The 25,769-nt window shown below is 58.9% G+C and carries 24 protein-coding genes and 4 pseudogenes; 6 read left to right on the forward strand and 22 right to left on the reverse strand.

Annotated features, from left to right (window positions below; genetic code table 11):
• Nucleotides 1–11 precede the first annotated feature (11 nt).
• The 15 genes and pseudogenes from ICI42_RS13175 to ICI42_RS23670 form a co-directional block, all read right to left on the reverse strand.
• Nucleotides 12–851 (reverse strand): alpha/beta fold hydrolase, encoded by an 840-nt coding sequence (locus ICI42_RS13175; RefSeq protein ID WP_188165016.1) that lies wholly within the window; start codon nt 849–851, stop codon nt 12–14.
• 154 nt (nt 852–1,005) lie between these two features.
• Nucleotides 1,006–1,233: pseudogene (locus tag ICI42_RS24260) on the reverse strand (Lrp/AsnC ligand binding domain-containing protein); the annotation flags it as partial.
• 53 nt (nt 1,234–1,286) lie between these two features.
• Nucleotides 1,287–1,622 (reverse strand): annotated as a pseudogene (locus tag ICI42_RS13185) (transposase); the annotation flags it as partial.
• Nucleotides 1,623–1,705: 83 nt separating this feature from the next.
• Nucleotides 1,706–2,794, reverse strand: a complete 1,089-nt coding sequence (locus ICI42_RS13190) for an ABC transporter ATP-binding protein (RefSeq protein WP_188165017.1) — start codon at nt 2,792–2,794, stop codon at nt 1,706–1,708.
• 121 nt (nt 2,795–2,915) lie between these two features.
• A complete protein-coding gene (locus ICI42_RS13195) occupies nt 2,916–4,370 on the reverse strand; it encodes an extracellular solute-binding protein (protein WP_188165018.1) in 1,455 nt (484 codons plus the stop codon).
• A 47-nt stretch (nt 4,371–4,417) separates the two neighbouring features.
• Nucleotides 4,418–5,446, reverse strand: coding sequence for a carbohydrate ABC transporter permease (locus tag ICI42_RS13200; RefSeq protein WP_188165019.1), 1,029 nt, complete (start codon nt 5,444–5,446; stop codon nt 4,418–4,420).
• Nucleotides 5,443–6,318: a carbohydrate ABC transporter permease gene (locus tag ICI42_RS13205; protein WP_188165020.1), complete on the reverse strand. Its 876-nt coding sequence runs from the start codon at nt 6,316–6,318 to the stop codon at nt 5,443–5,445. The genes ICI42_RS13200 and ICI42_RS13205 overlap by 4 nt, the downstream gene beginning before the upstream one ends.
• Nucleotides 6,315–7,247 carry a ribokinase gene (gene rbsK, locus ICI42_RS13210; protein ID WP_188165021.1) on the reverse strand — a complete coding sequence of 311 codons (933 nt, stop codon included), beginning with the start codon at nt 7,245–7,247 and terminating at the stop codon, nt 6,315–6,317. The genes ICI42_RS13205 and rbsK overlap by 4 nt, the downstream gene beginning before the upstream one ends.
• A gap of 16 nt (nt 7,248–7,263) precedes the next feature.
• Nucleotides 7,264–7,719, reverse strand: coding sequence for an RbsD/FucU family protein (locus ICI42_RS13215; RefSeq protein ID WP_188165022.1), 456 nt, complete (start codon nt 7,717–7,719; stop codon nt 7,264–7,266).
• 147 nt (nt 7,720–7,866) lie between these two features.
• The gene (locus ICI42_RS13220) at nt 7,867–10,266 is read right to left on the reverse strand and encodes an aldehyde dehydrogenase family protein (protein ID WP_407945156.1); all 2,400 of its coding nucleotides are present in this window, start codon (nt 10,264–10,266) and stop codon (nt 7,867–7,869) included.
• Between the two features lie 5 nt (nt 10,267–10,271).
• Nucleotides 10,272–11,201: a deoxyribose-phosphate aldolase gene (gene deoC / locus ICI42_RS13225; protein WP_188165088.1), complete on the reverse strand. Its 930-nt coding sequence runs from the start codon at nt 11,199–11,201 to the stop codon at nt 10,272–10,274.
• 224 nt (nt 11,202–11,425) lie between these two features.
• On the reverse strand, nt 11,426–12,154 hold the full coding sequence (locus ICI42_RS13230) for a DeoR family transcriptional regulator (RefSeq protein WP_188165024.1): 729 nt from the start codon (nt 12,152–12,154) through the stop codon (nt 11,426–11,428).
• A gap of 682 nt (nt 12,155–12,836) precedes the next feature.
• Nucleotides 12,837–13,247, reverse strand: coding sequence for a carboxymuconolactone decarboxylase family protein (locus ICI42_RS13235; RefSeq protein WP_210317183.1), 411 nt, complete (start codon nt 13,245–13,247; stop codon nt 12,837–12,839).
• A 207-nt stretch (nt 13,248–13,454) separates the two neighbouring features.
• The gene (locus ICI42_RS23665; protein ID WP_230980309.1) at nt 13,455–13,628 is read right to left on the reverse strand and encodes a hypothetical protein; all 174 of its coding nucleotides are present in this window, start codon (nt 13,626–13,628) and stop codon (nt 13,455–13,457) included.
• A gap of 95 nt (nt 13,629–13,723) precedes the next feature.
• Complete coding sequence (locus ICI42_RS23670) at nt 13,724–14,212, reverse strand: ABC transporter permease subunit (protein WP_330999162.1); 489 nt, start codon at nt 14,210–14,212, stop codon at nt 13,724–13,726.
• Nucleotides 14,213–14,534: 322 nt separating this feature from the next.
• Between ICI42_RS23670 and ICI42_RS24130 the strand changes: the two genes are divergently transcribed.
• From ICI42_RS24130 to ICI42_RS13255, 3 genes are all read left to right on the forward strand, one after another.
• On the forward strand, nt 14,535–14,933 hold the full coding sequence (locus ICI42_RS24130) for a PAS domain-containing protein (protein ID WP_330999163.1): 399 nt from the start codon (nt 14,535–14,537) through the stop codon (nt 14,931–14,933).
• Complete coding sequence (locus ICI42_RS13250) at nt 14,881–16,356, forward strand: PAS domain S-box protein (RefSeq protein ID WP_330999164.1); 1,476 nt, start codon at nt 14,881–14,883, stop codon at nt 16,354–16,356. The genes ICI42_RS24130 and ICI42_RS13250 overlap by 53 nt, the downstream gene beginning before the upstream one ends.
• 181 nt (nt 16,357–16,537) lie before the next feature.
• Entirely contained in the window at nt 16,538–16,729 is a 192-nt protein-coding gene (locus ICI42_RS13255) for a KTSC domain-containing protein (protein ID WP_230980310.1), read from the forward strand.
• 31 nt (nt 16,730–16,760) lie between these two features.
• Here the strand turns inward: ICI42_RS13255 and ICI42_RS24135 are convergent.
• The 3 genes and pseudogenes from ICI42_RS24135 to ICI42_RS13265 all read right to left on the reverse strand — a co-directional run.
• Nucleotides 16,761–16,889: pseudogene (locus tag ICI42_RS24135) on the reverse strand (DUF6766 family protein); the annotation flags it as partial.
• An 8-nt stretch (nt 16,890–16,897) separates the two neighbouring features.
• A complete protein-coding gene (katE, locus tag ICI42_RS13260) occupies nt 16,898–19,009 on the reverse strand; it encodes a catalase (RefSeq protein ID WP_188165025.1) in 2,112 nt (703 codons plus the stop codon).
• Between the two features lie 302 nt (nt 19,010–19,311).
• Nucleotides 19,312–20,013: a glutathione S-transferase gene (locus ICI42_RS13265; RefSeq protein WP_188165026.1), complete on the reverse strand. Its 702-nt coding sequence runs from the start codon at nt 20,011–20,013 to the stop codon at nt 19,312–19,314.
• Between the two features lie 414 nt (nt 20,014–20,427).
• On the opposite strand from ICI42_RS13265, the gene ICI42_RS13270 reads away from it, so the two are divergent.
• Entirely contained in the window at nt 20,428–21,756 is a 1,329-nt protein-coding gene (locus ICI42_RS13270; RefSeq protein WP_188165027.1) for a cation:proton antiporter, read from the forward strand.
• Here the strand turns inward: ICI42_RS13270 and ICI42_RS13275 are convergent.
• From ICI42_RS13275 to ICI42_RS13285, 3 genes are all read right to left on the reverse strand, one after another.
• The gene (locus ICI42_RS13275; protein WP_188165028.1) at nt 21,698–22,198 is read right to left on the reverse strand and encodes an HAD family hydrolase; all 501 of its coding nucleotides are present in this window, start codon (nt 22,196–22,198) and stop codon (nt 21,698–21,700) included. The genes ICI42_RS13270 and ICI42_RS13275 overlap by 59 nt on opposite strands.
• 269 nt (nt 22,199–22,467) lie before the next feature.
• Nucleotides 22,468–22,857, reverse strand: coding sequence for an Atu4866 domain-containing protein (locus ICI42_RS13280; RefSeq protein ID WP_188165029.1), 390 nt, complete (start codon nt 22,855–22,857; stop codon nt 22,468–22,470).
• A 103-nt stretch (nt 22,858–22,960) separates the two neighbouring features.
• Nucleotides 22,961–23,683, reverse strand: a complete 723-nt coding sequence (locus tag ICI42_RS13285; RefSeq protein ID WP_188165030.1) for an SDR family oxidoreductase — start codon at nt 23,681–23,683, stop codon at nt 22,961–22,963.
• A gap of 104 nt (nt 23,684–23,787) precedes the next feature.
• On the opposite strand from ICI42_RS13285, the gene ICI42_RS13290 reads away from it, so the two are divergent.
• Nucleotides 23,788–24,744 carry a LysR family transcriptional regulator gene (locus ICI42_RS13290; RefSeq protein WP_188165031.1) on the forward strand — a complete coding sequence of 319 codons (957 nt, stop codon included), beginning with the start codon at nt 23,788–23,790 and terminating at the stop codon, nt 24,742–24,744.
• Here ICI42_RS13290 and ICI42_RS23675 read toward each other — a convergent pair.
• Nucleotides 24,733–25,012: pseudogene (locus ICI42_RS23675) on the reverse strand (IS481 family transposase); the annotation flags it as partial. The gene ICI42_RS13290 and the pseudogene ICI42_RS23675 sit on opposite strands and share 12 nt — an antisense overlap.
• 242 nt (nt 25,013–25,254) lie before the next feature.
• On the opposite strand from ICI42_RS23675, the gene ICI42_RS13300 reads away from it, so the two are divergent.
• Nucleotides 25,255–25,769, forward strand: a 515-nt coding sequence (locus ICI42_RS13300) for a transposase (protein WP_188165033.1), incomplete at its 3' end; no start/stop codon positions are given.

A 25,769-nucleotide genomic window follows, 5' to 3' on the forward strand; every position in this document is an offset into this window, starting at 1 on the left:
ATAAAAGTCAATTAGCTAGTCTTTAGGTCAAATGTCTGGAGAAAGTGGTCCAGCGCTGCGTTGAACTGTTCCGGTTGTTCGAGGTTGGGGATATGGCCCGCGTTCGCAATTTCCAGGAAGCGGCTGTCGTCAATCGTCTCTGCCAGCGCCCGCATGCTGACAGGCATGGCGCCGTCGTTAGCTCCTGCCAGCAACAGGACCGGTGCCGCCACGGCTCTGGCTTCAGCACTGAAGTCGTAGCCTTGCAAAGCCGTCGCGCAGGCACAATAACCCTCAAGCCGCATCGCACTTGCAGTATCCCTCAAAGCATCCGCTCCACCTGAACTGACAAATTCCTTCGCAAACCAGCGTTGCACGGTGTCCTCGGCTACTGCGGCCATACCGTTGGCCCGCGCGAAATCTATGCGGCCTTGCCAAGTCTGACGTCCACTAGGCTGCGTTGCAGCCTGCCCGTCCACCAGCACCATTCCTGCCAAACGGTCGGGAGCTTTCCCGGCGAGAGCCAAACCGGTCGGCACGCCCATCGAGAGTCCGACATAGACACATCGCTCGATCTCAAAGTCTTCGAGCAGCGCCAGCACATCGTCGGAGAGTTCGTCGAAACTCACGCTAGTAGGAGCATCCGAGCGGCCGTGCCCTCTTTGGTCATAGCGCAGAATGTTATACCGCCCCCCGAAATGGGCGACTTGGCGGTCCCAAATCGTGTGGTCGGTCATCAGGGAATTCGAGAAAACCAGCCAAGGAGCATCGACATTGGCGACATCCCGCCTTGAATAGACGGAGCAACCTGCGAAATCCAAACTCTGCTCAATTACTTCGATCCCTATCAAACCCTTTCGCTCACCCTCCATCAGGCAACCTCAAATATTCTAAAGCCTAGGTTTATGAATAATGGTGTAGATCAACAAGGACCTGGATGTCCAGCCAACGTTGCGTATCCACCCCGGTTATAAGTTCAATGGTCTGGACGATCAGGACGTGTTATTCGGGAACGTATCAGCACCTTCATTCTGACGCTGAGCTTCCGGCTCCAAGGTGGCACCAAACAGTTCGGCAATCGGAAAGCCTTCGGTATTTGACTTGCTTCAGCGCAAACTTGACCGGATGTTTGCGGCACCTCAGACTTGGAGATTTTGCCCAAGAAAAATTCTGAAGTGCGACAACATTGGTCACGACGACGCGCAGAAGATAATCCGCGTGACCCGTCATCAGGTAGCGCTCCATCACCTTAGGGAAGTTCGTAACGCCGCCTCAAATACTTCGGGAACGGCCCAAGCTGGATATCCGCCCCCTTTTACCGTGCGAACTCCTGCTGCGTGCTGGTGCGCCACATGATGGTGCTGTCAATCATTAGCCACTCAAGGTCCGCCTCTCGATAAGCACGGCCAGCATAGCATCGAGAGCGCCCATCTCGATCCAACGGTAATAGCGTCGTTTCACCGAGCGGTGGTCGCCAAGCCGTTCCGGCAGATCAAAGCCAACGTCCACCCGATCGAGCCATCCACAGCAGCGCATCCAGAAACAGCCGATTGTTCGTGCGCGGACCTCACTTGCCCCGCGTCTCACCCGGAACGAAACCTTGATCGTTCCGATTGATCGTCCTGAACTGCATCGCAATCCATCGCTGATCTCCGACGCCAGCGATGAATCCGGTTTGCCCTGCCTTGGGATTCCTAATTCCTTAGATCGTCACCACGCTCTAGTGCTATTCCAAAGCATTACCCGTGGCCTTCAGGAAAAAATGTATTTTCTGGGTGTCAACCGGTACGCTAATCCGGTCATCGGGTCCCACTTGCGAAGCAGCATGAATTTGCGCAGTGAATGGCACGGGACCGACTTTTCCAATAGCCAGTGTGTGGGGACCTAACGGCTCGATGTCGGCAACGTGAAGGGGCACCGTCGGAGCGTCTGGTTCGCTGGCTGCAGTGTGCTCCGGCCTAATTCCCAGAACGACTATCTCTCCAACGGCTGCCGCAAGGCGTTTGGCGTTTTGCGCTGGAATGGCAATGGCGACGCCACCTTCTGCATGGAAAGTCAGATTTCCCGCCTCTTGCAAAATGCGCCCCTCGATGAAGTTCATACTTGGTGAGCCGATGAATGCGGCGACGAAAAGATTCTTCGGCGATTCGTAGAGCGTAATCGGATCTGCGGCCTGCTCGATCCTACCCTGGTTCATCATCACGACGCGGTCGGCCATGGTCATTGCTTCCACTTGATCGTGGGTGACGTAGACAATCGTGGTTTGCAGACGCCGGTGCAGCAGCTTGATTTCGGTGCGCATTTCGATGCGTAGCTTGGCATCAAGGTTAGACAGAGGTTCGTCGAAGAGAAAGACGTCCGGCTGGCGAACGATGGCGCGACCGATGGCGACACGCTGACGCTGTCCGCCGGACAAGGCGCTCGGCTTGCGCTCGAGATAGTCATTAAGATTGAGAATGCGGGCGGCATTGGCGACGGCCTTGGCGATCTCGTCCTTGGACGTTCCGCGCACCTTCATGCCATAGCCGATGTTTTCGGCAACGGTCATATGCGGATATAGCGCATAGTTCTGAAACACCATGGAACAATTGCGAAGGCCGGGACGCAGGCCAGTGACGTCGCGGTCGCCGATGTGGATTGCCCCTGACGATGCCTGTTCGAGGCCGGCGATCATACGCAGCGTGGTGGTCTTGCCGCAGCCCGAGGGGCCGACGAGAACCACAAATTCCTTGTCGGCGATCACGAGATCGAGCGGCGGAATGACCGCAACGCTGCTGTAAGACTTGGTGACCTGTTCCAAACGCACCTGGGACATGCTGTGCCTTTTTGTGCGAACGCCATAGCCCGGCTAAAAAGCGGCAATGGTGCGTTCCTGTGTCCGAATTTGAATACACCCGCCCCAATTTCCTCGGGGCGGGAATTGCTGTTGAAAAGTCCTACTTCGCCGGCAAGCCCATGGAAGCGCGGTATGCTGCCAACTGCTTGTCGCGACCGAATTCATCGGTCAGCTTGTTCCAGCCCTCAGCCACCGTGTCGAGCGCCTGCTGCGGCGTCACTTCCCCGGCCAGCGCCTTGGAGAGCTCGATCTCGAGAATTTCCGTGTAGGAGAAGTAACCGGGCAGGCGCATATCGAGGGCGGTGTTCTTGGCTGTCACAGCCGCCTGTTGCGCCCCGAGATACTCCTTGGCTTCGCGTTCGGAAAAGCTGTTCGACCACAGTTCCATGTCGGTCGTGTGCGAGATACGGTAGGGGTTGACGCCTGTACCGCCGGTGACCGCCGCCTGGCCGGATACAGCCGGGCTGGTGAGGTACTGGATGTAGTTCCAGGCCGCTTCCTGGTTCTTCGAGGATGCGGGAACGGCCGCCTGCCAGCCACCGAAGGCCATGAAGGAGGTCTGGACGACTTCGGGCTGCTTGTCCCATGTCTTGGTCTTGTAGTTCCAGATCTCATCCGAGCCCGGCAGTGGTGCAGAGCCGACATTGCCGGCGACCTTGGACTGCTTCGGATCGGCGCCGATGACGCCGGTATCGCCCCAGCCGATGGATTCCGCCACCTGTCCGCCGGCAAAGGCGGCGTTCACTTCACCGAAGGAGAAGTTCAGCGCATTCGGTGGTGCAAGCTTGGAGGCGCGGATGTATTCCTCAAGTCCGCGGACCCAGCCCGGGTTGTTGACCTGCGCATCCATCGTGTCCGGATCGAAGAACATGCCGCCCGGATTGTCGGGATGGCTGGTGTAGCCGGCGACGTGGCTGAACAGGAACCAGAATTGCTGGCCGCCGCGGCGGAAAGCCTCCGCCGTACCCCAAAGGCCCTTGTCCGGCTGCTGGAAGAATTCGGCAATGTCGAGATACTGCTTCCAGGTCTTTGCCGGGGCGAGATCGTAGCCATACTTGGCTTTGAAGGCGCTCTGGTTTTCGGCGTTTTCGAACAGATCGATGCGGTAGGTATAGGTGTGAGCGTCGCCATCCATGGTCTGGGACAGGACCTTGCCGTTCCAGACCATCAGCTTTTCGCGATAGACCGGGGCAATGTCCTCCCAGTCAGCGCCTGTCTGCATCGCAGCAGGCATTTCGGTGAGAAAATCGGTGAAGTCAGGTGCCCAGGCCGGAGCAAAGGCGATCACGTCGAACGTGTCTTCGCCAGAAGTCAGCGACGTGACGATCTTGGGATAGAGCTCAGACCATGGAAACTCAACGACATTGACCTTGCCGCAGGTTTTTTCTTCCCAGCCCTTGGCGGCCAGCTGCAGCGCCGAAGCGATATAGGGGCCGGTCTGTGTCGTGGCGTTGATCGTCACGCCGGTATAGTCGGGCTCGCAGGCCAAAGCCGCCGTATTCGCGGTCAGGGCCAACAGTGCGCCGGCAGTTGAACTTAGCAGAAGTCTCTTCATGGTTTCCTCCCCAGAATTAAAACAAGGATTCAAGTCGAGTAGAACGGTCATTTAATTGCTCCCAAAAGCAGGCCTGACCGCATCAACCTGCTCAAAATGCCCGCCATGACGACCATGGGTATGATCGCGACCAAGGCGGCTGCCGATATTGCCCACCATTCATCGCCGCGCTGGCTGTTTTGGCCCGCAACGAGAATGGGAAGGGTCTGCCATTTGGAATTGGTCAGAAAGAGCGCAAACAGGAACTCGTTCCAGACGAAGGCCAGGGTGATCATGAACGTCGCGATCAGTCCTGGCTTTGACATGGGCAGCACGATACCGAAGAAGATGCGCCATGTGGGTACATTGTCGACCATCGCCGCTTCCTCAACCTCCACCGGCAGCGCCGCGAAGAAATCGCGCATCAGCCAGATGACGATGGGTAGCGAAAAGGCGACATAGGCGAAGGTGAGGCCCGTATAGGTATCGACGAGCTTGAAGCCCATCTTACCCATTTCGGTATACATCAGGTACAGCGCAAACGCGGTGACGATCGGCGGGAACATACGCTGGCTTACAAACCAGAAGACGATGTCGTCATTGCCGAGCACCGGCCCAGGGAGCCTGATCCGACTGGATCCGATGGCAAGTGCGAGTGCGGCGACGAAGGCGTAGATCAGCGAGATTGCCTGTCCAAGTCCCAGCACGTGGCGGCCTAAGAGGAAACCGCCGAATGCGACGAAGACGAAGATGACCGCCGACAGCAGCTTGACCTCAAAGGTAAAGCGCACCAGGGCATAGGCCGCCATTGCGCCGATAAAGGTTGCCAGCAGCGAGGCAGAAATTCCGATGATCGTGGATGCGATGAAGGTGGCATAGAACTGCCCGCGCGCTCCGGAAAGCAACTCGCTCCAAGCCGTCAGCGACGGCTCGAAGTCCACGAAGGGAATGTAGGTTGGACCGCCCACGACCCCAAGCGGCGATTTGAAGGACGTGATCACCGCCCAGTAGAGCGGGAAGAGGGTGAAGGCCAGCCAGATCAGGCAGCCTGCGAGCGCCCACCAGCGGCTGGGGCCTTTAAGGTCGCGGATGCTCATCTGTGCTTCTCCAAATAGGGCTTCAGAACAGCCAGATAGACGAGGCCGATGACGGTGATCACCAGCAGGAACAGGAAGGAGAGCGCCGACGTGTAGCCGAGGTTGAACTTCTTGAAGCCTTCCTGATAGGCAAACAGGGTCAGCGTTTCCGTCGAGATACCTGGTCCCCCGCCTGTCATGACAAAAACAGTGTCGATGATCTTGTAGCTCTCGATCAGGCGAATGAAGACGACCGCGGCAGAAATCGGCAGCATCATCGGGAAAGTAATACCCCTGAACTGTTGCCACGGGCTGGCATTTTCCAATGCCGCGGCTTCATAGACATCGTCCGGCAAAGTCTGCAGTCCGGCAAGCAGCATAAGGATGACAAAGGGCGTCCACTGCCAGACTTCCACCGCGATGATCGCGCCGATGGCCCAGCTTGTCTGAGTGAGGAACGGCAGGTTGGGAAAACCGAAGAAGGTCATCACTTCGTTGAGCGGTCCCATCGTCGGATTGAGCAACTGTCGGGCAATCAAGGCTACAGCGACGGGTGCGACCAGCATTGGCAAGAGAAAGCTGACGCGAAACAACCCCTCCCCGGGCACGCGCCGATTGAGAGCCAGTGCAACGGAAAAACCGATGACATATTGCAGCGTCACCGACGTGACGGCGATGATCGTCGTGGTCCAGGTGACGTGCCAGAAACGTGGATTCTGCAGCAGTTCGGTATAATTGCCGAAGCCGACGAAGCGTGGCGGGACCGGCGGCACGAGCCTCAGGCTCATGAAACTGGTGGTCAGGGAATAGATCAGCGGGAAAATGGAAATCGCAAGCACGATCAGAAGGGCAGGCCAGATGAAGAAGTGCTTGATTGGATCCTGGCGGGTCATTCGGCAATTCCTCGCCGAAGAAGCGCTTCGACCTCTTCAAGATGAGGCATGGCCGGAGCCGTACCCCGTCGGGTCACCGCGATCCCGGCGGTTGCGCAGCCGAAGCGCACGGCTTCCACCGGCTCAAAACCCCGCGAAAGCGCTGCGGCAAACCCGCCGACAAAGGCGTCGCCAGCCCCTGTCGTATCGATCACCGTGCCGGATGATAGGGCCGGCACATGAACTGACTGATCTGCGGTGTGATAGAGAACGCCGCGTCCGCCAAGGGTGATCAGGGCCGTTCGCACACCCTTGTTTAGGAGCACATCTCCGGCACGTCGCGCGTCTTCCAACGTGTCGAGCGCAAAGCCGACGATGGCAGCTGCTTCCGTCTCGTTCGGCACTATATAGTCGCAGAGCGGATAGATCGCTTCCGGAAAGCTTTCGGCAGGTGCCGGATTGAAAATGGTGGTGACGCCGGCCGCATGGGCGATTTCAAGCGCCCGCTGTGCGGCTTTCGCGGGCTGCTCCAGTTGCGTCACAAAGACAAGGGATTGCTCGATCGTCTCGCGGGCAGCCTCGACATCGGCGACGCCGATCGTGCCAGCAGCGCCGGGATAGACGATGATTGCGTTGTCGCCGTTCTGGTCATTGACATAGATGAAAGCGGCACCCGTAGGCATATCATCCATCTGCACGACCTTCGGCCGGACGCCGGCGTCTGCATAGGTCTTAAGCGCCATCTCGCCGAACGTGTCCCGACCGATTTTGGAAATGAAGGAGACATCCGCGCCGGCGCGCGCTGCAGCGACCGCCTGGTTGGAGCCCTTACCGCCGGGGCCGACCGAGAAGCCGGTGCCGGTGATGGTTTCACCGACATCAGGCATCCGTTTAGCCAGATAGGCCGTATCGGCCACGAAAATCCCAAGGATGGAAACGCCCGCCTTCATGACAATCTCCCCGTTTTCAAACGGCTTCCGGCGGAATGACGCCCTTGGTGAAGAGGAAGCAACCGTAGAACCGGTTTTCTCCAGTCGTGATCACGCAATAGGCTTTCTTGGCTTCCTCGTAGAATTTGAAACGCTCGATCCCGTACATTGGAGCCGGCTTGCCCTCAGCCGCATCGATTTCCGCCTGAACCTCGCTCTGGACGGCTGGAATTTCATTTGGTGCGCCCATGATCTCCATGCGCCCCGCGGAGGGCTGCAGCGGCGTATCGAGCGGCATCACCGAGAGGATCGCTTTGACGGCGCGGGCGGTCGATACGTTGTCGATGCGCAGAAGCTTTCCGAGCACGGTCTGGCGGGCGATGGAGTCGGATGGAAAATTGGTATCGGATACGACGAGCGTATCGCCATGGCCCATGGAACGCAGCGCGTGCAGCACATCGGCGTTCAGCGCCGGGTCAATGTTTTTAAGCATGAAAGTCCTCCCTCATTGTGTCGTGTCTCGAAACGGCATCCGCCCGAGCTTATCCGGATCGCCTGCTGGTCCGGCTATGCGATCCTCTTGTGTGTTTCGTCCAAGAACCGAACTGCGCTGGCGCTCCCTCGCCCCTGTCCGGTTCCCCTACTCGCCGTAGGGGATCCAGATGTTCTTGATGTCTACCGCGCGGCGCAGATAGAGTGTGCCTTCAGCGGCGGCCCTGTCCTGCCAGTCGGTGGCCTTGCCATGATCGACGAAGGTTCGTTTCAGATTGCCGATGGACAATTTCTCCACCATCGCCGAAAGTTCGGCCGTGCCGAAAGCCCAGAGCGCATCGACGTCGTTATGCGTCGCGAGCGACTTTGCCAGTTCTTCCGCCGATCCGGTGACGATGTTGACGACGCCGGCGGGCACATCCGATGTTTCGAGAATGGAATAGAAGTCGGTGGCCGCAAGCGGATGGGGCTCGCTGGGCACGACAACCACGCGGTTGCCGGTGGCGATCAGCGGCGCAACAAGGCTGATAAGACCAAGCAACGGCGCTTCCGGCGGGCAGATGACGCCGACCACGCCAAGCGCTTCCGGCATGGCAAGCGCCACACCGCGCAAGGGCGGCTGATGCACCACGCCCTCATACTTGTCGGCCCAGGCGCCATAAGTAAACAGCCGGGCGATCGAGGCTTCGACTTCAGCCTTTGCCGCAGAGGTCGATGCGCCCGTCATCGCGCTGATGCGCGCGGCAAAGGCGTCGGCGCGGCCGCTGAGATTCTCGGCAATGTAATAGAGGATCTGCGCGCGGTTATGCGCCGTAGCGCTGGCCCAGCCGGATGCGGCATGGGCCGCAACGACCGCATTGCGGATATCCTTGCGGTTGCCCTCCCCGACTTCGCCGATCAGTTTACCCTTCGGAGAAACGACAGGGCGGGAATAATTGCCGTCCGGCCGCGCCTGCTTGCCGCCGATGAACAGTTTTGCCGTCCGGTCGATCGCCGGCTGCGAAAATTCGCCGACCGTGGTCCTGATTTGCGGCAAGGCAGAAACGGTCCTTGCCTTGCGGCCGAGCCAGGCTTTCGGCTTCAGATATTCGTAGCAGCCTTCGCGTCCGCCCTCGCGGCCGAAGCCCGATTCGCGTTTTCCACCAAAACCGACGGCTGCGTCGAACAGGTTGGTGGCATTGACCCAGACGACGCCGGCGGCAAGTTTTGCCGCGACGTTGAGCGCAAGCCCGATGGTCTCGCTCCAGACGCTGGCGGCAAGGCCGTAGCGGCTGTGGTTGGCTAGCTGGATCGCCTCTTCCGGCGTGCGGAAGGTCATGGACACGGCGACGGGTCCGAAGATTTCCTCCGTCGCCACCGTCGATGTCGGCTGGACGCCGCTCAGCAGCGTCGGCGGATAGAAGCTGCCACCCTTCGGCATGTCGATCTGCGCCTGGTGCAGCGTGGCGCCTTCGGCCACACCCTTTTTCACGAGGCTTTCGACGCGGCTCAGCTGCACCGGGGCGACGATCGCGCCCATGTCGATGCACTTGTCGAGCGGCTGGCCGACGCGCAGCGTCTGCATGCGGCGCTTCAGGCGCTCGTGGAACAGCGCGGAGATGCCTTCCTGCACGAGGATGCGCGAGCCGGCACAGCATACCTGCCCCTGGTTGAACCAGATCGCGTCGACGACACCTTCGACAGCGCCGTCGAGATCGGCGTCCTCGAACACGATGAAAGGCGACTTGCCGCCGAGTTCGAGCGTCAGCGACTTGCCGCTGCCGGCTGTGCGTTCACGAATGATCCGGCCGACATCGGTCGATCCGGTAAAGGCGATCTTGTCAATGTCGGGATGATCGACGAGAAGCGCACCCGTCTCGCCCTCACCGGTGACGATATTGATGAGGCCCGCGGGCAAGCCGGCGGCTGTGGCCAGTTCGGCAAAAAGCAGCGCCGTCAACGAGGTAAACTCGGCCGGCTTCAGGACGACGGCATTGCCGAGCGCCAGCGCCGGCGCCAGCTTCCAGGACAGCATCAGGAAAGGGAAATTCCAGGGAATGATCTGGCCGACGACGCCGACGGGGACGTGATCGGCAAATTCCGTATCCTGGATCTGCGCCCAGCCGGCATGATGATAGAAATGCCGTGCAGCGAGCGGCACGTCAATATCCCGCGTCTCGCGGATCGGCTTGCCATTGTCAATCGCCTCGACAACCGCAATCAGCCGGGCATGGCGTTGGATCATCCGAGCGAGCGCATAGAGATGGCGCGCGCGGGCGTGGCCCGGCAGTTTCGCCCACTGCGCTTGTGCCTTACGGGCGCTGGAAACGGCGCTGTCGATATCCGCCTTGCCGCCAAGGCTCAGGCGCGCCAGCGCTTTGCCGGTCGCCGGCTCAAAAGTGTCGAAGCTTTTGCCCGACGCCGACGGCACGAAGGCACCGTTGATGAAATGGCCGAAACCGGAGGCGTGGCGTGCCAGCCAGGCACGGGCTTCGGTATCGGCTTCGGGAGCTGGGCCGTAGGACATGTCGTCGAAATACTTTGCTACATCAGAGATCGCGGCGGTCATCGTCATCATCCCATCGGGTGTCTGTTGAGGGCCGAATAGGCGCCGGTCACGTGGTGTTCCAACTGCCGCTCAATATCGGCAAGCAAGCTCGATGCGCCGATGCGGAAGAGATCGGGCTCCAGCCATTCGCGACCCAGTTCTTCCTTCATCAGGAACTGGTAGTTCAGCACATCCTTGGCCGCCGAAATGCCACCGGCCGGCTTGTAGCCGATCTTGATGCCGGTGCGTTCTTCATAGGCGCGGATGGCCCGCAACATCGTCAGCGTTACCGCAAGCGTTGCATTGACGCCTTCCTTGCCGGTCGATGTCTTGATGAAATCGGCGCCCGCCATCATGCAGACCAGGGAGGCCTTCGCGACATTGCGCAGCGTCTTCAGGTCACCGGTGCCGAGAATGGCTTTCACATGCGCATCGCCGCAGGCAGCGCGATACTCAGTCATTTCGTCGTAGAGGGCCGACCAGTTGCCGGTCAGGACATGTTCGCGGGTGATGACGATATCGATCTCCTTGGCGCCATCCGCAACCGAGGCTTCGATTTCCTTGACCTTGAGGTGATGCGGGCTGAGGCCCGCGGGAAAGCCCGTCGAGACGGCGGCAACCGGAATACCGGAATTGCCCAAGGCCTCCACGGCGGTTGCGACGTAGCGATGATAGACACAGATCGCACCTGTTGTGATCGAGCGTGCGCCCATACCCAAAGCGTCGAGGATGTCTGGGCGCACCGGGCTCATCGCCTTGGCGCAGAGCCGCTTGACACGCTCGGGCGTATCGTCGCTGTTGAGCGTGGTGAGATCGATGCAGGTCACGGCCTTGAGCAGCCAGGCGGCCTGCGCATCCTTCTTCACCGTGCGACGCCCCGGCAGAGTCGCGACCCGGCGTTCCGTGGCCGAGAGATTGACGCGCGTGTCCATAACCCAGGAAAGATCGAGGGCCATGCCCGGATTGCGCAGGGAGGCGTGGTTCGACAGCTTTACGCCGCCGGCATGGTCAGCCGTGTCGCGGCGATGGGCAACTTCTGCTTCCAATTGACTTCCTCCCGGCATCGCATTCCTTTGGGAGCGCGACACATGGCCTGTTAGCTTATTATCATTGGTTTGATAGTTTCATCACAGAAACAAGCCGTCAAGGCCGTTTTCGAAGAGCGAATGAAAAATTTCGCTCAGTCGGATATTTCGGTCATTCCGTCTTCGGTCAACACTGCGTCGAAGGATTGCATGTCACTGAAGAATGCCGGCTTGAGCTTACCGATCTTGCTTTTGTCGATCAGAAGCACGTTTTTCTGTGCCCGCGACATGGCCTTGCGCTTGATATCCGCCTCATGAAAATGCGCACATGTCGCCCCGCGCCGGCTATTGACGCCGGCCGCAGACAGGAAGGCGACGTCGATGACCAGCGAGTCGAGCGTTTCCAGTCCAGAGGATCCAGAAAACGACGCCGAAGCGGGATGATAAAGACCACCCAGCATGACAAGACGGACATTCGGCTTACGCGTCAGTCGCTCGGCCACATTCAAGGAATAGCACACGGCAGTCAGGTGAATATCGTCGGGTAGAAGATCGACAAGATAGGGCAGCGTCGTCCCACAATCGAAAAAGATCGTTTCGTCATTGTGGATGTAGCTGACCGCATGGGCGCAGACATCCCTTTTGGCTGCGGCATGACTGTCGGCGGCTTTCGAAATCTCGTAGGGATTGTCGGGTTCGCCTTCGGCCGCGGGCACGATGTGCCCACCCAGGAAGCCGAAAAGGTCTGAATTGGCGCTGACGTCGCGGCGCACGGTCATTTCGGAAACGCCGAGTATCTGGGCTGCATTCCGGATGTGAAGAACGCGGTGCTGCGACAGGGCTTCAGACAAGACCTCGATGCGCCGACTCTTGCGACTATTCATTTCGGATCTCTTGCTTGCCTGTTGCATCGACACACCAATCGGATGATGCACGTCACAGGAGTGGAACGATTTGGGCACCTCTGCACATAAACCAGACAATCCGGAAGTCGGTCAACATTTACAGCACGCGTCAGCCAATTTGTGTTGTCGTTCCCACATCTTTCTCCCAGCTTTAAAATAATCTGATCATATCAGAGCATTTTTTTGTGACGATATTCTCATTTGAAGATCGAGGTTTGCTCCCGACCTTGCCGGTGCGACGTGGATAGATGGAGTGGGTGCCGGTCTACCCATCTGAGGCATCCTGCTGGATGATAATCGGGCTAGATTCATAGGTGGAGGATGGCGACAGACGTACAACACGAGAATCGAGGGCGATCTAGCGAGACAGCCTTTTTCCCTCGGCCGCCGGCGGCGTTGATCTCGTCGGCGACCAGTTGTATGCCGTTACGCGAGTTGATGCCGAACTGGGGGTTCGCCCCCGGACAACAGCTGGATCACGCCGACATTGATCGTGTGGGCGGCGAAGCCACGGCGCGCGTAGAATGGCATGGTCAGCGCAGTTGCGGCGCCGGCCGCCAGGACCTGGCGGCGCGACAGGCTCAGCGCGGATTTGGCCTTTCCTTGGGCACCATTCCTCCCAGGGGTAATTGCCCGAAATGTCGCTCCGGGTGTTGCGCGGTCAGATGCCCATTTCGTCGAAGACTTCCTGCGCAGTACGGAAGCTGTCGATGCCCGCCGGAACGCCGCAATAGATGGCGACCTGCAGCATGATCTCGCGGATTTCTTCCTTGGAGAGACCATTGTTGATCGCGCCTCGCACATGTAGGCGAAGCTCGTGACTGCGGCCGAGCGCCGAAATCATGCCAAGGTTGAGGATCGAGCGCTCGCGGCGACCGAGGCCCTCGCGGTTCCACACGTCGCCCCAGCAGTATTCGGTGACCAACTGCTGCATCGGCCAGTTGTAGTCGGTTGCCTTGTTGACCGAGGCGTCCACATACTCGTCGCCCAGTACCTCGCGGCGAGTCTTGAGGCCGGCCTCAAAGCGCTCGCCGGCCGGCGTGCCATCGGGGCGCATGGTCTTTGTAGTCATTGTTGCTTCCTTCAGTTGCTCACGAGTGAGGAGGGGTCGCCGGATCTGGCGGCGAGGAGCGTGCGGCCAGCCGCAATACCTCGGCTACCACCCATGTACCGATCGAAAATAGGGGCCGTCCAGTCGATAGAGTAGGAGATAGATCGGCACGGCCAGCGCGGCAGGCACCAGGAGAGAAAGGAAGACAGCCACAAACGGATTGATGCCTTAAGTCTGCGCCAGTACGGAAAGGGCGTAGCCGGCGGCGCCCATGAAGGCGTGCTGGCCCACCGAGACGAGACCCGCATAGCCGGCGAGCAAGTTCCACATCTGCGCAACGGCGATGTAGCAGCACAGCACCAGAACCGAACGGATCGTTTCGGTCGATGCCCACCAAGGCATGGAGGCCAGCCCGATCAAAGCCACTACCGCCAGCCGATAATGAGCGCCTCGAAGGCGTAGATCAGTTGGGCAGGTCCATCAGCCGGCGCAACCGTCTACCGCAATGCCTGAAAGACAGCTGCAAAGCCTAGAATGCTCACCGCCACCGCTGTGGCCATCGCATAAACGGCGCGCGGGTTGATGCCGGTCATCGCCGCCGCCTCGACATCGGCCGAAGCGGCGCGGACCGCCCGGCCAAAGCGCGTGCGCTTCAACATAAGATCGATGCCCCATGTGAGCGCCGTGGCCACCGCGAGCACGATCAGCGGCAGGACGCCGACATAGATGCCGCCAACCTCAATGGACTGGCTCTCGATCCCATGGCCGGGCAGCGACCGGCTGTTCGCAGACCATATCTGGAGCATCAGGTTCTGCAGCGCGATCGACAGTCCGGAGGTCGCAATCAGCGAAGGCAACGGGTCGCTGCCCACCAAGCGGTTGAGGACGGCCTTCTGCAAGTCCCAGCTCATGAGCACAGCAAGCGGCACGAGCACGAAGGCCACCGACAGCGGTCCATCCGCAGCGAGGTGGCTGAAATAGAGCACTGGTTGGCAACCTTGCAGAACTTTTCCCTATCCAACTGAATAAAGAGCACCGATGTTCGTCACCTTCCTGAAATTTGCAGAGAACCGCCGATCCACAACCGCAAAAGTAAGCCAGAACGTGCCTATGCCTTAAGCAATGTACTTCCTTGAGTTATCCATTATTACCCCCCATAACTCCGCTTCTTAGGATACCCTACGACGAAGCCGGAGGAGTGGCTAGCTCTTTGTAGGCCATTGGAACGAACTCGCAAGTAGAGAGTTTAACTGGGTTAGACCGCGATCATCGGGGGTTACGCGGCTTTTTGCTGGGACAAAATTTAATATGAAAAAGACATCGACTTCACGCGCCGGTCAGGGCGGCAGCAAGGTCGTGGGCCTGGATGGATCCCGCTTTGTTCGGAACGGTAGCGATGCAGCGGACTTCGAGGACTTTTTCGAGAACGGCAGTCTCGCCCTCCACATCGTTGGACCGGACGGCACCATTATGCACGCCAACAAAGCGGAACTCGAGTTGCTGGGCTACCCAGCGGAGGAATATGTTGGTCGTTCCATAGCCGACTTCTACGTCGAGCGGGATTCCATCGATGACATATTGGCACGCCTGACGCGGGGCGAAAAAATCAATAAGTTTCCCGCCCGGTTGCGCGCGAAGGACGGCTCAATCAAGCATGTCGAAATCACCCTCAAGTGGACAGTTTCGGGACGGTCAATTCATCCATAGCCGATGCTTCACCGTCGATGTCACTGACCTGACGCGTGCTCGCGATGCGCTCAGGCAGAAGGACGACCAATTTGAGCAGATTCTCGACAGTCTGCCCGTCGCCGTCTACACCACAGACCGCCACGGCAAGATCACCTACTACAATCGCGCTGCTGCAGAGTTTGCCGGACGTGAGCCGGAAATCGGCAAGGACGAATGGTGCGTCACATTTCGTCTATTCACCGCAGATGGCAAAGAGCTTGCGCACGACGAGTGCCCCATGGCGATCGCGCTACGTGAAAATCGTCCGATAAGAAACGTCGAGGCGATCGCGCAACGCCCGGACGGCACGCTTTTCCCCTTCCTGCCCTTCCCGACACCGATACGAGATGCGAACGGCAAGCTTGTTGGTGCAGTGAACACGCTGATCGACCTGAGCGAGCGCAAGCGGATAGACGAAGCCGGGCAGCATCTGTCGGCCATCGTGGAATCGTCGTTCGACGCAATCGTCAGCAAGAATTTGGACGGCATCATAACGAGTTGGAACCAAGGCGCCGAACGCTTGTTTGGCTATTCAGCAGAAGAAGCGGTCGGCAAGCCTGTACACATGCTCATCCCGGCTGATCTCCAGGACGAGGAGCCACGCATTCTGGAGCGTATCCGCAGCGGCGAACGGGTTGAAACCTATGAGACCGTACGTCAGCGCAAGGATGGCATCCGAATACCGGTGTCACGGACAATTTCTCCTGTACGAAACGCCGTTGGACGCATCGTCGGAGCGTCCAAGATCGCGCGTGACATTTCAGCAGCCAGAGAGAGCGAACATCGCATTCGGATGTTGATGCGCGAAGTCAATCATCGCGTGAAGAACCAATATTCGGTGATTCTGTCGATGATCCGTGAGGCCAACAAGCGATCGAGTAATCCTGACGACTTCGAACGACAGGTTCGCGAGCGGATCATGGCCCTGGCACGCTCCCACGACCTTCTCGTCTCGGCAGACTGGAAGGGAGCGACGATCTTCGAGCTGCTCTTGGCGCAGGCCAAACCCTTCGGCAACGAAGACCGCATCTCGATGTCTGGCCCATCGATTACGCTCAGCCCAAATGCCGTGCAGTATCTCGGGATCGCGTTTCATGAACTGGCCACCAACTCGGCGAAATACGGCGTGCTTTCGGGTAAGAGCGGCACGATTGCCGTCGAGTGGGAGGTGATCGATTCCATCGCTGGAAAGCTCATGAGGCTGACCTGGAACGAGACCGATGGACCGAAGGTGCAATCAATTGCCAATGGTGGCTTTGGCACTGTTGTGTTGAAGCGCGTGGCGCCTCAGGCTTTGAGCGGCACGGGTGATCTTCAATACGGGGCCGACGGGGTCGTTTGGACGCTTGAAGCACCGATGACCTACGTTGAAGCTTCGATTTTCAATGAGGAACCTGCATGATTCAGGGAAAAGGTCCGCGCGGCCGGCGCTCAATGCGGGTACTTGCAATGCATCTCTTCCAGATTCTCCTGCCGCTCGCGGACAACGCGGGTCGGCCGTTCGGTCAAGAAAAGTTCGACCGAGTTAAAGAAGATCTGACGGCCGATTTCTTATGGCGATGGCGCTCGTCTAGGGATACAACATGCCTTCAACTTCAATCCGCAAGAGCGAATACGATCCCGATACCGAGGTTCTTTCAGTGTGGTTTGTCGCGAGCGGCAAACGTTATGACTACGAGGCCGTTCCCGCGGAGGTATACGCTGCCTTCAAAGCCGCCTTTTCAAAGGCCGCTTCTTCAATCAGCACATCCGAGACCATTTCCGCTACCGCCTGAACCCGGAGAACTAGAGGAGGTTGGTCAGGGACTACGCCCCCGTTTCGGCATTTGCGGCGCCGGCAGGTTTCGATTCCGGCGACCCCTTGTGTCTCAGAAAAATAGACAGGACGACCAGAACCGCAGTCGACATGAACTCTGACTGCCAATTCTGGAGTGTCTAACAGACTACAGCTTGACCGCCATTTCTCGGCTCCAGAGCCGAAGTTTGCGGCAGGACTCGATGAACTTGGCGACCGCCTTCGGATCCTCGAGCTCAATCAGCCCCTCGTCCGCCTCCGGGTCGACACCAGCCTTCCGCAAAAGCGGAATACTCCCCGAAGTGAACGCGATGAACTTGCAGTGAGCAAAGGCGTCTGCGACGAAATCGCGAGCTGCTGCTTCGCCTGTCAGGCGTTCGCCCCCCTCTTCCGAAAGCATCAACGCCACGGAATCAAACAGAACCGACGGTCCGCCATCGATCATGTGCTTTGCCGCGATCCAGCTGCCGTCCGCAGCCTCGACGCCGCCGACTTTTAGCGCGATGACCTCCACAACGGCGCCTTCCTTCTCGATCGCCGTCTGTAGCTTCTTCAGGAGCGACGCATCGGCGCCGGGGCTGACAAGCACGCCCACCTTTCGTCCGGCAAAGCTCTCCGGCCCGTTCTCGATGATGCTCAGGGCCGGCGACGGCTCGAGATCGTCGCGGGGCGCAACAGCGGCATCCGCCGGCTTGGGCAGTTCCTTCATGCCGAGTTTATCGGCGACCGTTTCCGCAAGTCCCTCATCGATGTTCAGCAGATGCGCGACCATCCGCTCGCGGATGGCAACGGTTTCGACTTTGCTGAGCTCGAAGGTCAATGCCATGGCGATATGGCGCTGCTCGGGCGCCGTCTGACTGTCGAAGAACTGCCGCGCTTGGCTGTAGTGGTCGGCGAAACTCTCCGGGCGCAACCGAACCTTCTGACCTTTTTCCGCCTCGGCGAATGACCTAAACCCACGCTCCGGGGACTCCCGCGGGCCTTCGCCAAACGAGTTTGGCTGGTAGTTTACGCGTCCCACCGGATTGCGCATCGCCATGTGGCCGTCCTGCTGGAAATGGTGGAACGGGCATTTCGGCGCGTTGATGGGGATGTGGGTGAAGTTGGGGCTGCCCAGACGCTTCAGCTGCGTGTCCAAGTAGGAGAAATTGCGGCCCTGTAGAAGGGGATCGTTAGAGAAGTCGATACCGGGCGGCACATTTTGCGTCATGAACGCAACCTGCTCCGTCTCGGCGAAAAAGTTGTCGGGCATCCGATCAAGCACCAGGCGGCCAACTGGTACCGGCGGCAAGATTTCTTCAGGGATCAGTTTGGTCGGGTCGAGAACGTCAAAGTCGAAACTGTCCGCAAACTTTTGGTCAAAGAGCTGCAGGTTGAGCTCCCATTCCGGAAAATCGCCCGCCTGAATGGCATTCCACAGGTCGCGCCGGTGGAAATCCGGGTCGGCCCCGTTGATCTTGACGGCTTCGTTCCAGACCACCGACTGCATGCCGAGCTTCGGCTTCCAAATGAATTTGACGAAGGTGGATTCGTCCTTCGCATTCACCAGCCTGAAAGTGTGTACGCCAAAACCTTGCATGAAGCGGAAGGAGCGGGGGATGGCGCGATCGGACATGACCCACATGATCATGTGCATCGATTCCGGCGTGAGGCTGATGAAATCCCAGAAATTGTCGTGCGCCGACTGTGCCTGCGGGAAAGCGCGATCGGGCTCAGGCTTCACTGAGTGAATGATGTCGGGAAATTTTATAGCATCCTGGATAAAGAATACCGGAATGTTGTTCCCCACGAGATCCCAGTTGCCTTCCTGCGTATAGAATTTTACTGCAAATCCTCGCACGTCTCGGGCTAGGTCGAACGAACCTTTCGATCCGGCAACAGTCGAGAAGCGTACGAAGACTGGGGTCTTTTCGCCAGCGCGCTGGAAGATGTCGGCACGCGTATAGGCCGCTAGCGATTCGTAAGTCTCGAAAAAACCGTGCGCCCCATAGCCCCGCGCGTGCACCACCCGTTCCGGGATACGCTCATGGTCGAAGTGGAAGATCTTTTCCCGGAAGTGGAAATCTTCGATGAGCGTCGGCCCCCGTTCGCCGATCTTCAATGTATTCTGGTCATCAGCTACCGGACCACCCTGCGCGGTCGTGAGCACCTCCGTGTCTCCGTCGGCGATCTGATGAAGTTCGCCTCCGTTCCCGCGCGTCAGCTTTTGATCATGGATCGTCACCGACTTTTCCGATGACTGTCTAGTGGTCTTGGCCATGCCGATATTTCCTTTGAAAGAAACTGACTTCAGATCACTTTCAATGCTGGCGTTGCCGCTTAAGTTCCTTGTGCACGCCCCATGTTTTCGCGTTCAGCATTCACTACATCGCCTGCAATCACGACGTATTTTCCAGCGTTGGAGAGGGGAACCCGCCATCGGGGCCGCTGCCGCGGTTCGCGACCGCAGCAGTGATTGAATGCACTCGACAATTCTTCCTTTGCCCCTGACGTCACGAACGGCTTGGCCGCCAATCAAAGCGCTCGGTGCGCCGGAAGCGTCTTGGCGATCGCATCGTCGCGTCAGTTCAGAATTGACGCCATAGAGGCGCCTATTTGCCCTCCGGCATAAGCGTCACCGTACTCGCGGCGTGTCTTTTCGTTGAGCGCAGCCATTGCTGGCAGACTGGCTATTCTACCTGACAGTGCGAGCGTATGAGGCGCGGTTTCCGCCAGAAGCGCTTCTATCTTGCTGAAGCGGTCGGCTACCGTTGTCCACAGTGTCGATGTAACGATATCTGCGATGCCCGGCCTGCCTTCGCCAAGAAGATCACCGCCGGCTTCCGTCAGACCATTCCGCTTTCCGAGTTCCTCCCAAATCGTCATCCATTTGCGCAGGCGTGGTATAGCTTTTTGCCAGCGGTCTTCGGTCCACATGTCGCGACCGCCTTGCAAGGTCAACTCGTCGATCACGTCGTTGGCGTCATTCACAACCTTCATAGTTAGGGCGCGCAGTTCCGGCGTCGACGGCATTAGGTTCAGCGTTTCACCAAGGTAAAGAATAATGGCGGGCATCTGAGAGATTGCAAAGCCATTGGTGTTGTCGATCAAGACGGGCGGACCCATGAAGGGAACCGCCATTTCAGCGACAGGGCCCTTCATGAACTCCGAGATTGCAGCATCGTCGATTTCTGTCCAATCCTTCCCCGCAAAAGCCAAAACGGCGCGGACAAATTGGCCCCGGAACGGGACGGACCAGTAAAGCAAGCTGTATTGCGTAGTCATGTAATTCACCTCATGAGGTCGCCACTATTGAGTGTGCCGCCGCCAACGAACCGCAGAATTAATCAGTGGGAGGCTCGATGTTCGGCACTCCGTTTACGCGTCGCAGCGGCCTTTCCGCCGCCATCATCTTTGTTGACTGTCGCCCAGGTCCTTTCTCCGACAACCCGCGCTCTTCGTAGCTTTCGGCTATGTGGTCTGTTTGCGTTCCTGCTTATCTTGGTGATCTGAGCTATTCACATCCAATATCGAATTGCGGATACCCACGGTCAACTACCTGCTGCAGGCCAATGAGGCGTCTCGGCAACTGCTGGCCTGGGTTGGACAGCTAAACCCTCTTCTCCTAGTGCGCCAACGCAATACGAGAAAGAAGCTTAAGGACCCGGGATCAAAATCAGCTCGTTCTGGTTAAGCTAAATGAGCGATCTTAGCGAGTGGTCCCCCGATCCTTACATCCTGGTGCTGACCGGCCTGGGCGTCTTGATAGCCCTCGTAGCTTGGTTGCCTTTGGCGCTCAAGCGTCTCCCGCTTTCGTTGCCCATCGTCTGCATTGCCTTGGGGGCAGCGCTGTTTCTCATCCCGCAGGTGTCGGACCAGCCCCTGCCGATGACCTATCCGGAATTCACCGAGCGCTTCACCGAATTCGTGGTCATCATTGCCTTGATGGGCGCGGGCCTTAAGCTGGACCGGGTTTTCAGTTGGCGGCGATGGGGCGTGACTTGGCGGCTTCTCGTCATCACCATGCCTCTCAGCATCGCCGCCATTACGCTTCTGGGTGTGTTTGGCTTGGGACTTCCCTTGGTGATAGCCCTGCTGCTGGGTGCAAGTTTAGCTCCGACTGATCCTGTCCTGGCAGCCGATGTTCAGGTTGGGCCGCCGAAGACCGGTCAAGAAGATGAGGTCCGCTTCGGCCTCACATCCGAGGCGGGGCTCAACGATGGGTTGGCATTTCCGTTTGTGAACCTCGCCATTGCACTCGGTCTGGCCGCGGCAAGCGGCGAGCCATGGCTCGGCAAGTGGCTGATGCACAATGTTATATGGGAGATTGGCGCCGGAGTAGTGGGCGGCTGGCTGATCGGCCGTCTCTTCGGCTGGCTCACGTTCCACATACCTGCCGATACCAAGCTTGCGCAGACCGGGGATGGCCTGATTGCCATTGCTGCTACGTTCGTTTCCTACGGCCTCACCGAGTTGATTGAATGCTACGGCTTTCTGGCTGTGTTCATCACCGCGCTCACGCTTCGCCACGCTCACCGAGAGCATGACTTTCATCGCGAGATGCACGACGTTACAGAGCAGGTCGAGCGCCTTGCAATGATGATCTTGCTGGTGCTCTTCGGAGGAGCATTGGTGAGTGGTCTTCTTACGCCCCTTCGCATTATGGATATCGTCGCGGCGATTGTTATCCTGCTCATCATACGACCGCTAACCGGTTTCATCGGCTTGCTCGGCTTCAAAGCAGCATGGAAGGAAAAACTGACGCTCGCCTTTTTCGGCATCCGCGGCGTAGGCTCCTTTTACTACCTTGCCTACGGCCTCAATCATATGCCCGTTGAGGGCGGCGAGCGCCTTTGGGCCATTGTTGGACTGGTAGTGCTGCTATCCGTGCTCCTGCACGGCTTGACTGTTACTCCCATCATGCGCCTGCTCGACCGCAGCCAAGGGCGGGACCCTGATGCAGACGAGGCTATACCTCCGCCTGGACTCCAGGGCCCTGCTTCATCGGCCGCGAACTCAAAAGCATAGATCGCCGAAAGAGGCGTCGGCGTTGGATCCAAAGCACTGTCAGGAACGAGGTATTCAATCTACCGCAGCGAGGGGGCGTCCCTTGCCTTCTGGTGCCGGAGTATGATGAGCTTGCCGGATGCGGACCCATCTTAGTCGGCGAGGATGCGATGCGCTCGATCTCATCTTTGCTCGGCGTCAGGCCGTGTTCGGCAAACGCAGCAGCAAATCCGATGCGTAGAATGTCTTTGTAGAGACGGTGCGGCTTTTTCGCCGTCAGGTGCCGGCCTTGTGCGGAAAAACTCTCGATGATCGCGGTCGCGCTGACATCTGTAACGCCAAGCTTTCTCAGCGTGACATCTATCTCGCGTGCAAGGACTTCGTACCCTTGCACGAGCGTGCCGTAGCAATCGAAAGTGATGATTTTGGGCGGATGGTCCAGGTAAGAAATTTGTTCGGACATGACGACAACTCACAGTTCCTGACGGGCAGCAGAACATAGCACCGCGCTCATAGCAAAATCCCCATCGTCAGTGTTTGCGGTGCAGCAGGTTACTGGACAACCGTATGGAGCGTGATCGTGTAACCGCGAGCATCCACGGTGACACGAAATTGCCAGAAGTGCGGTCAGCTTTCGAGTGACGGCAAAACAAGCGTTGATACTGACCTTTTCCATCCTTTGAGCAGGACAAGGGCGCGGAGATCGCGAGACCTCCTGCGCTGGTCGTAAGGTCACCGTCGCTGAACGACACTGGCAGAGCTAGGCTTCTCTCTGTAAAAGATCATCCCGCCGTGATGCAGCGTATCGCTGTCGACGAACACACCGTCGGCGGTGAAGCCGGTGTCGTCCCAGTAGTCGATGTTATTGCCGGTCACGATGTAACGGCCCTGGTAGGCGCTGCGGCGATTGCCGCGAGCCTCGTCGTAACGGCCGGTAGCGAGCAGTTCCTGGCGGATGCGGCCGTCGCCGGTGACCCACATGCCGAGATAGGGATGGTTCTGCGGCTGGGCTTGGGTGCTGGATTGGGTGGGTATGGGGTCCTCTTCCTTGGAGATACGGGCCACCGCGCCGAGAGACGCAGCGATGATGATGGCGACGATGATCAGGAGTGGATTGCTCATGGCCGATCCTCTTCCGGTCTCGCCGTCGCAGGGCTTTGTGCGGCGCTATTGGCTTGGCGTTGCTGCTTGAAGAGCCGCGACGTGGCCGAGTCCGGAGTTACTGTCAGAACGCTGCCCTGGTTGGTCGGATAACGATCTCGTTGACGTCGACATCCTCCGGCTGCTCGATCGCAAAGCGGACGGCGCGGCCAATGGCATCGGGTGTGAGCGCGATGGCGCGATATGTCTTCATGCCTTCGATCGCGGTCGGATCGGTGATCGTGCTGGCCAGTTCGCTTTCTACGACGCCCGGATGGATGCAAGTGACGCGCAGTTTGTCGTTTTCCTGGCGTAAGCCATCGGAAATCGCCCGAACGGCATATTTGGTGGCGCAATAGACCGCAGCTGTCGGCGAGACCGTCAGCGCACCGACAGAGGCGATGTTGATGATCTGGCCAGAACCGCGCTTGGTCATTTCGTCAAGGACAGCAGTGATGCCGTAGAGCACGCCTTTGATGTTGACGTCGATCATCCTGTCCCATTCATCGACCTTCAACGAGGCCATCGGCGACAGTGGCATGACGCCGGCATTGTTGACGATGACGTCGACGCGACCGAATTCCCGGCGGGCGGCCTCGGCGAAGGCGGCAACATCGGCGCGATCGGTGACGTCGAGCTTGCGGGTCATAACCTTACCGCCGGCAGCGCGGATTTCCTCTGCGACGGCTTCCAGCCGGTCAGTGCGGCGGGCGCCAAGCACGACGATCGCCCCGGCTTTCACCAGTTCGTGGGCGATGCCGACACCGATGCCACTGGAGGCACCCGTAATAAGCACAACCTTGTCCATGATTTCTCCTTTTCTGCTTCACTGCGGTTGTCAGGAAGATAAGCCTCAGCCATTGTCGTGATAAGCCGCCTATTTGTTTACAACGAGGTAAGGAGGGCTAACCAATGCTCACGGACTTCAACGCACTTGCCGTGTTCGCACTCGTTGCCGAGGAAAAGAGTTTTCGTGCCGCTGCCGACCGTATGGGCGTCACGCGCTCTGCCGTCAGCCAGACGATTCGCAAGCTCGAAGAGACGCTAGGTATCGCGCTTGTCAGCCGTACGACCCGCAGCGTAGCGCTGACGGAGGCCGGCGAGCGGCTCTACACCGAGGCAGCTCCCGCAATTCTTGAGATGCAGGGTGCCATGGAGTCGGCCGCAAACCTTCGCGGGCGGCCACGTGGGCGGCTGACGCTTGCGGTTTCGTCAATTGCCGAGAGCTTTCTGTCCGGACCGCTGCTGGCCTCCTTTTTGGGGGAAAACCCGGATGTGACGATGCATATCACCGTAACCGACGAGGAGTTCGATATCGTCGCGGAAGGGTATGACGCCGGCGTGAGGCTCGGAGAAGTGATTGCCCAGGACATGATCGCCCTGCCGGTCTCGGGTGAGCAGCGCCAACTCGCCGTGGCGTCGCCGCGTTATCTCGAACAGTTCGGAACGCCTCGCCACCCCAGCGAACTTGCAAGCCGCCGCTGCATTGGCTGGCGTCGGGCGGCGAGCCTTGCCCCGTACCGCTGGGAGTTCGAAGAGGACGGCCGGGAGTTTTCGGTGGCAGTGGCGGATACGATCACGACCACAGATATGGCGCTTATGATCAAGCTCGCGGCAGCAGGCGCCGGGATCAGCTTCGGCGTGGAAGACAGTTTCCGGCCAGTGATCGCACGCGGAGAACTGGTGCCAATCTTGCAAGAATTCTGCCCACGCTTTCCAGGGTTCTATCTTTACTATCCGAGCCGCCGCAACATGGCGCCGAAGTTGAAAGCTCTGGTGGAGCATTTGCGCGCATGCCATTTGACGGCATCAGAACCGGATCGCGTGTTATCGAAATCGGCTGTGGGAACGGTGACCCTAGATGTTTAGTCCCAAGATTTGCTGGAGCGGATTGAGGGTGAAACCTTCGGGCTCTTTTGTCCACGCCCTGCAGATGAACTCGTAGGGTGTGAGGCCCTTGAGGGTCTTGAGCCGCTTGGCCAAGTTGTCACGAGGTGGCTGCGCACAGTTCATCGTGAGGCTCGTAGTGGACGCGCTTGACGGTCGCGTCTTTGATCGTCTGGTTGATGCGCTCGACCTGCCCATTGGTGAAGGGCCGGCTAAACCGAGCCAAGGCGCAGCGAAGCCGCCTGTCCGCATCCACTCCGCGAGTCCCAGCGGCAGTCACGCCATCGTCGACATGGGCCGCAGGTCGAAACCGCATAGCCGTCGACTATGGTCCACGGGTTCCTTCTTCGGGGACTTCGTAAGCCTCCCGGCGCCCCAAACGCTTCTTCAAAATCGGTAGTGTGCTGAGAGTTCTGCAAATTCGCTGAGAGGGGCGGTCATGGCAGGCTGGTGATGTTCAACGTCACCTGATTCCCGCGAAGGAACGCCACCATGACCAAGACTGAAGGTAAGACCGCCAGCGCCGCCGTCAAAGACATTCTGTTCCAGAACCCGGATAGGCTTCGCGATGTGATCCACGCGGTGATGCAGGAGGTTCTGGAGGCCGAGATGGATGAGGCGCTGGGTGCGTCGAAGGGTGAGCGCACGCCCGAACGGCTCGGCTATCGCTCGGGCTATTACGGCCGCACGCTGGTCACCCGCGTCGGCAAGCTGGAGCTCAGGGTTCCTCAGGACCGGGCGGGCCGCTTCTCGACCGAGCTGTTCGAGCGCTACCAGCGATCGGAGAGGGCCTTGGTCGCGACACTGGCGGAGATGTATGTTCAGGGCGTCTCGACCCGCAAGGTCAAGGCGATCACGGAAGAGCTGTGCGGCCACGCCTTCTCGGCCTCGTCGATCTCGGCCATCAACAAGCGCCTGGACGAGAGCCTGAAGGCATTTGCCGAACGACCGCTTCAGGAGCCCTTTCCCTATCTCATCCTCGATGCGCGCTACGAGAAGGTTCGCGA

Origin of the sequence: Oryzicola mucosus (assembly GCF_014534685.1) — a bacterium.
Lineage (GTDB): Bacteria > Pseudomonadota > Alphaproteobacteria > Rhizobiales > Rhizobiaceae > Oryzicola > Oryzicola mucosus.